This is a genomic window from Actinosynnema sp. NPDC002837 (assembly GCF_040295345.1).
Classification (GTDB): Bacteria; Actinomycetota; Actinomycetes; order Mycobacteriales; family Pseudonocardiaceae; genus Actinosynnema.
In genome coordinates this window covers 1-5,967 of sequence record NZ_JBEOVG010000176.1, presented here as the reverse complement: position 1 = coordinate 5,967, position 5,967 = coordinate 1, and the positions used below count along the sequence as shown (strand labels likewise).

Annotated in this window: 5 protein-coding genes; all 5 read left to right on the top strand. The window is 74.0% G+C overall.

Annotation, left to right across the window (positions count from 1 at the left end; translation table 11 throughout):
• Positions 1–185 precede the first annotated feature (185 nt).
• The 5 genes from ABTZ99_RS44370 (at position 186) to ABTZ99_RS44350 (ending at position 5,837) form a co-directional block, all read left to right on the top strand.
• On the top strand, positions 186–2,366 hold the full coding sequence (locus ABTZ99_RS44370; protein WP_498776017.1) for an MMPL family transporter: 2,181 nt from the start codon (positions 186–188) through the stop codon (positions 2,364–2,366).
• Positions 2,367–2,558: 192 nt separating this feature from the next.
• A complete protein-coding gene (locus ABTZ99_RS44365) occupies positions 2,559–2,762 on the top strand; it encodes an MbtH family protein (RefSeq protein WP_498776019.1) in 204 nt (67 codons plus the stop codon).
• Between the two features lies 1 nt (position 2,763).
• Positions 2,764–3,708, top strand: coding sequence for an ATP-binding cassette domain-containing protein (locus ABTZ99_RS44360; protein WP_498776021.1), 945 nt, complete (start codon positions 2,764–2,766; stop codon positions 3,706–3,708).
• 372 nt (positions 3,709–4,080) lie between these two features.
• Positions 4,081–5,331: a cation:proton antiporter gene (locus tag ABTZ99_RS44355; protein WP_498776024.1), complete on the top strand. Its 1,251-nt coding sequence runs from the start codon at positions 4,081–4,083 to the stop codon at positions 5,329–5,331.
• A complete protein-coding gene (locus ABTZ99_RS44350) occupies positions 5,328–5,837 on the top strand; it encodes a flavin reductase family protein (protein WP_498776028.1) in 510 nt (169 codons plus the stop codon). The genes ABTZ99_RS44355 and ABTZ99_RS44350 overlap by 4 nt, the downstream gene beginning before the upstream one ends.
• Positions 5,838–5,967 lie beyond the last annotated feature (130 nt).

Below are 5,967 nucleotides of genomic sequence, written 5' to 3'. Positions count from 1 at the left end.
CGTCGCCCCTCGGCCGACGTCCGCGGCGGGGCTTTCGCTTGTCCGCTGCGGGGATCCGCACCAGGGGGTGGGGACAGCCCTACCCCGACCCGGTGGGCACCACCAGTGTCCGCCCGGTCACGCGGCGGAAGGATTCGAGGCACAGTGCCACAACGGAGGAGTTGAGGGTCGTGGGCAGCGCGCCGGTGACCGTGTCAATCGCCAAGTGGAGCGCCACTCATCCGTGGCGCGCGATCATCGGATGGCTCGCCTTCGTCGCGGTGTGCGTCGCCGCGGGGGCCATCGTCGGCGTCCGTGACGCCTCCAGCGAGGACTACCGGGTCGGCGAGGCGGGTCGCGCCGAGACCGTGGCGGCCGAGGGCGGGCTGGTGGACCCGATCGTGGAACGGGTGCTCATCACCTCGCCGTCCGGGCCGCTCGACCAGGCCGCCGCCGACACCGCGGCGCGCGAGGTCGCCGACCGGATGCGGGCCCTGCCCGAGGTGTCCTCGGTCGGCGAGCCGACGCGGTCGCCGAACGGCGACGCGGTGCTGGTCGAGGTGACCATGACGGCCGCGGACCGCACGGCGATGGAGCAGGTGGCCGCGCTGCTGGAGCAGACGGCCGCGGTGCGCGGCGCCCACCCGGAGCTGGTGGTCGAGCAGACCGGCGGCGTGTCGATCGACGTCGGCATCGACGAGCAGCTGGCCGAGGACCTGGCGTTCGCGGAGCGGCTGACGCTGCCGGTCACCCTGCTGATCCTGCTGGTCGTGTTCGGCGCCCTGATCGCGGCCGGCGTGCCGGTGCTGCTGGGGTTGTCGTCCGTGGTGACGGCGATGGCGCTGTCGGCGGTGGCCTCGCACGTGTTCCCCGACGCGGGCGCGACGAAGAACGTGATCCTGCTGCTGGGCATGGCCGTCGGCGTGGACTACTCCCTGTTCTACCTCAAGCGGGAACGCGAGGAACGCGCGCGCGGCGGTGGCCGGGTCGACCACGTGGCCGCGGTGGAGCTGGCCGCGGCGACCTCCGGTCGGGCCATCGTGGTGTCCGGGCTGGCCGTCATGGTCTCGATGGCCGGTCTCTACCTCGTCGGGGACGTGGTGTTCTCGTCCCTGGCCACCGGCTCGATCATCGTGGTGGCGGTGGCGGTCGTCAGCTCGCTGACCGTCCTGCCCGCGCTGCTGGCCAAGTTCGGCCGCTGGGTCGACCGGCCGCGCGTGCCGCTGCTGTGGCGGCTCACCGGGCGCGGCGAGGGCCGGGTGTGGCGCCGGGCGCTGGAGCCGTCGATGCTGCGGCCGGGGCGGACGCTCCTGATCAGCACCGGCGCGATGCTGCTGCTCGCCCTGCCCGCGCTGGGCATGGAGCTGGGGTTGCCCGGCAACGACACGCTGCCCAAGCAGGTCGAGGAGATCCGCACCCACGACCGGATGGTGGCCCTGTTCCCCGGTGAGGGCGCGCGGCACGTGGTCGTGGTGCGGGCCGACCCGGCGCGGGCCGCCGAGGTGGCGTCGGCGCTGGACGGGCTGGCCGCGCGGACGCAGGGCGACCCGCTGTTCGCGCCGGGGGCCGCCGAACGGGTGTCGGAGGACGGCCGGGTGACCGTGCTGGAGCTGCCGATCCCGTTCTCACCCGAGTCGCCGCGAGCCGAGGAGTCGCTGGCGAAGCTGCGCGGCGAGCTGGTGCCCGCGGCGGTGGGCGGGTTCGAGCACGCGGTCTCCGGTGACGTCGCGCGCAACGTGGACACGGTGGCGCACCAGTCCGACAAGCTGCTGCGGGTCGTGCTGTTCGTGCTGCTGCTGACCTTCGTGATGATCGTGGTCGCGTTCCGCTCGGTGGTCATGGCGCTGCTGACGATCGCGCTCAACCTGCTCGCCACCGCGGCCACGTTCGGCGTGCTGGTGCTGGTGTTCCAGCTCGGCTGGGCCGAGGACCTGCTGGACTTCACCTCCGGCGGCTTCATCGTGTCGCGGGTGCCCCTGTTCCTGTTCGTGATCCTGTTCGGGCTGTCGATGGACTACCACGTGTTCGTGCTGAGCCGGGTCCGCGAGGTCGCGCGGACCGGCGTGCCGTCGTGGCAGGCGGTGCGCGAGGGCATCACGAGCTCCGCCGGCGTGGTGACCAGCGCGGCGGTGGTGATGGTGTCGGTGTTCGTCAGCTTCGTGTTCACCAGCCTGCTGGAGATGAAGCAGCTCGGCCTGGGGCTGGCGGTGGCCGTGGTGCTGGACGCGTTCGTGATCCGGCTGCTGGTGCTGCCCTCGGCGATGCGCCTGCTGGGTCGGGCGGCGTGGTGGCCCTCGACGTTGTCCCGCCGGTCGGACCACTCGATGGCGGGCCCGGTCGGCGAGCAGCGAGCGCAGTCGCACGAGGAGGCGCGCTTGCCGCGCTGAACCTCGTGGACGGGGATGGCCTCCCGGGTCGTGACGTCGCCGGACGGCGCGCACGGCCCGGGAGGTCCCGCGCGTCGTCGGCCGGACGTGCCGCGCGGGGCCGGTCAGGTATCCGTCAGTGCGCTGTCAGCGGTGTTGACCAGTATCGGGAGCACCCGAGGCCGACGCCGGCGACGCGGACGGAGTACTGACGTGGTGAACCCCTTTGACGACGAGGACGGCACGTTCCTGGTGCTGGTGAACGACGAGGGCCGGCACAGCCTGTGGCCGACCTTCGCGGACGTGCCCGCGGGCTGGACCATCGCGCTCGACGCGGGTCCGCGCGCCGCCGCGCTGTCCTATGTGGAGCGGAACTGGACCGACATGCGGCCCGCGAGCCTGCGCGAGGCGGGCTGACGTGGACGCCGCGATTCGCGTTGAGGGACTCAAGAAGACCTACAAGGGCACCGAAGCCCTCCGCGGTGTCGACCTGACCGTGAAGCCGGGATCGGTGCTGGGCCTGCTGGGCCCCAACGGCGCCGGCAAGACGACCGCCGTGCGGGTCATGGCGACGCTGCTCGCGCCGGACAGCGGGCTGGTCGAGGTCGCCGGCTACGACGTGGTGAGCCGGCCGGGGGAGGTGCGCCGGCGGATCGGCCTGGCCGGGCAGTACGCGGCGGTCGACGAGCTGCTCACCGGCCGGGAGAACCTGACCCTCGTCGGCAAGCTCCTGCACCTGGGCGGCAAGGGCGCCCGGGACCGCGCCGCGGAGCTGCTGGAGCGCTTCGACCTCGTCGCGGCGGCCGACCGGCCGGTCGGCACCTACTCCGGCGGCATGCGCCGGCGGCTCGACCTGGCCGGCTGCCTGGTCGGCCGGCCGCAGGTGCTGTTCCTGGACGAGCCGACCACCGGGCTGGACCCGGCGAGCAGGCAGTCGCTGTGGAACACCGTGCGCGGTCTGGTCGCCGACGGCATGACCGTGCTGCTGACCACCCAGTACCTGGAGGAGGCCGACTACCTGGCCGACCAGGTCGTGGTGATCGCCGACGGCCAGGTGATCGCCGACGGCACGCCGGACGAGCTCAAGCGCAAGGTCGGCCAGGAGTGGCTGGAAGTGGCCGTCGCGCTGCCCGACCGGGTCGCCGCCGCGGTGGCGGTGCTCGCGCCGCTGGCCGTGGACGAACCGGCCGCCGACCCGGTCAAGGGACTGGTCAAGCTGCAACTGCGCGACGGCATGGACGGCATCGCCGCCGCCGCCGTCGCCCTCCGGGACGCGGGGGTGGACGTCGCCGACTTCGCGCTGCGCCGCCCGACACTCGACGACGTGTTCTTCAACCTCGTCGGCCACCAGCCCCAGGGCTGACCGCCGACCGCCGAGCACTGACCGCCGACCGCCGAGCACTGACCGCCGACCACCGGGCACTGACCGCCGGGCACCGGACGGCTGAGCACACCACCCGCCGAGCACCGGCCGCCGGGCACCGGATGGCTGACCGCCGACCACCGGACGGCTGAGCACTGACAGCCGGGCACCGGGCACCGAGTCGCGGCGGCCGAGCGCTCGGCCGCCGGGCACCGACCTCCGCGGCGCCGACGTCCGAGGCCCGACAGCGAGAGGCGCCATTCACCGATCGGGAAGGGAACCTGCCGTGACCATGCGCATCCCCAACTTCGCGGGCAGCCGCGCGCTGTCGATGACCAGGCAAGACGTCCACGGGTCGCCGGGGGCGCGACCATGACCGACCTCCTGTTGCGCGTGGGGCACGTGGCCGCCGTCCTGGCGGTCGTGCTGGTCGCGGCGTACCTGGGCCGGGTCGCGGCACGCGCCGCGCGGCAGCCCGAGGTCGTCGGCGAGATCCTGGCGGGCATCCTCGTGGTGCCGGCGGTCCTCGCGGTCGGCGGGGCGCCGACCCTCGCCGCGGTGCTGCCCACCGGCGTGGTGAGCCCGTTGAAGGTGATCGGCCAGGTCGGCCTGGTGCTGTTCCTGGTCGGCGTGGCCCACGAACTGCGGCACGGCGGCTCCGGCCTCGGCGCCCGCGCGGTCGGCTGGGTGACCGCGGGCTCGTTCCTGCCCGCCCTGCTCACCGGCCTGGTGATGGCCGCGTGGGTGGTCTGGGTGGCCGACCCGGACCTGCGCGGCGACGCGCCGGCGCCCGCGCTGGTGCTGATGGTCGCGGTCGCGTTGAGCGTGACCGCCGTGCCCGTGCTGGCCCGCGTGCTGGAGGACCGCGGCCTGGTGGACAGCCCCGCGGGCAAGCTCGCCATGGCCGCGGCCGTGGTCACCGACTCGGCGGCGTGGGTGCTGCTCGTGGTGGCCGTCGGCATCTCCGGCGGCCTCGTGGTGTCCCTGGTCCTGGTCGCCCTCGGCGTCACGGTGACCGTCGTCGGCCGCATCCTGCTGCGCGGCCGCGTGCCCATGTCGGCGGCCGAGCGCTTCCCGCGCGCCGCGGGCGTCGCCGTCGCCGGGTTGGCGCTGCTGGTGGCGTTCCAGTTCGAGCACTGGGGCCTGACCGCCGTGTTCGGCGCGTTCGTGGTCGGCCTCGCGATCCCCGGCGGGGCGTGGGCGAAGGCCGTGCGGCCCGTGATGTCGTTCGGCAGGCTGCTGGTGCCGGTGTTCTTCGTGGTGGCGGGCATGGGCGTGGCGAACGCGCCGCGCGGCTCGGTGCCGTGGACCGCCATCGCCGTCGCCATCGCGCTGGCCGTCGTCGGCAAGGTCGGCGGCGGCTACCTCGGCGGGCGGTTGGCCGGTCAGGACCGCCGCACGGCGGTGACGGTCGGCGTGCTGGTGAACACCCGCGGGCTGACCGAGATCGTCGTGCTGCAGGCCGGGTACAGCGCCGGACTGCTGTCCGTGCAGCTGTTCCTGGCCCTCGTGGTGATGGCGTTGGCGACGACCGGCATGACCGGTCCGCTGCTCTCGCTCATCGAACGCACCAGCGCCCCGAAGCCCGTGCCGGTACCCGAGTTGCCCGGGAGCAGGTCATGACCCAGTCGCTGCCCGCGATCGAGATCGCGGAGTTCCGCACCCTGATGTCGCACTTCCCGACCGGTGTCGCCATCGTCACCACGACCGGCCAGGACGACTCGCCGCGCGGCATGACCGTCTCGTCGGTGTGCAGCGTGACGTTGTCGCCGCCGACGCTGCTGGTCTGCCTGCGCAACGGCAGTCCCACCCTGGACGCGGTGCTGGCCCGCGGCGCGTTCGCGGTGAACTTCCTGCACGGCGACGCGAAACCGGTGGCGGAGCTGTTCGCCTCCGGCGCGCCGGACCGGTTCGACCTGGTCCCGTGGCGCCTGCCGGCGAGCGCGGGCGGACCGCACCTGGTGCGGGACGCGCACGCGGTGGCCGACTGCAAGGTCAGCCGGACCGAGGCCGTCGGCGACCACACGGTGGTGTTCGGCCAGGCGTTCCAGGTCTCGCGCGAACAGGGCCGGCTGCCGCTGCTCTACGGGATGCGCGAGTACCAGGTGTGGCGGCCCGACCAGAGGTAGGGCCAGCCCTACCGGCAGTTGGAGAACCGGGGGGGGCCCCCCGGGCCCCCCCCCCCCGCGGCGGCGCGGCGTTGCGAGGGGGAGGTGTGGGGGGTTGAGCGCGAGAAGACCCAAGCGGCGCCCCCCGCGA

Coding starts and splice junctions, on each gene's coding strand:
- ABTZ99_RS44355 (WP_498776024.1), top strand. CDS start 4,081: ATGACCGACCTCCTGTTGCGCGTGGGGCACGTGGCCGCCGTCCTGGCG.
- ABTZ99_RS44350 (WP_498776028.1), top strand. CDS start 5,328: ATGACCCAGTCGCTGCCCGCGATCGAGATCGCGGAGTTCCGCACCCTG.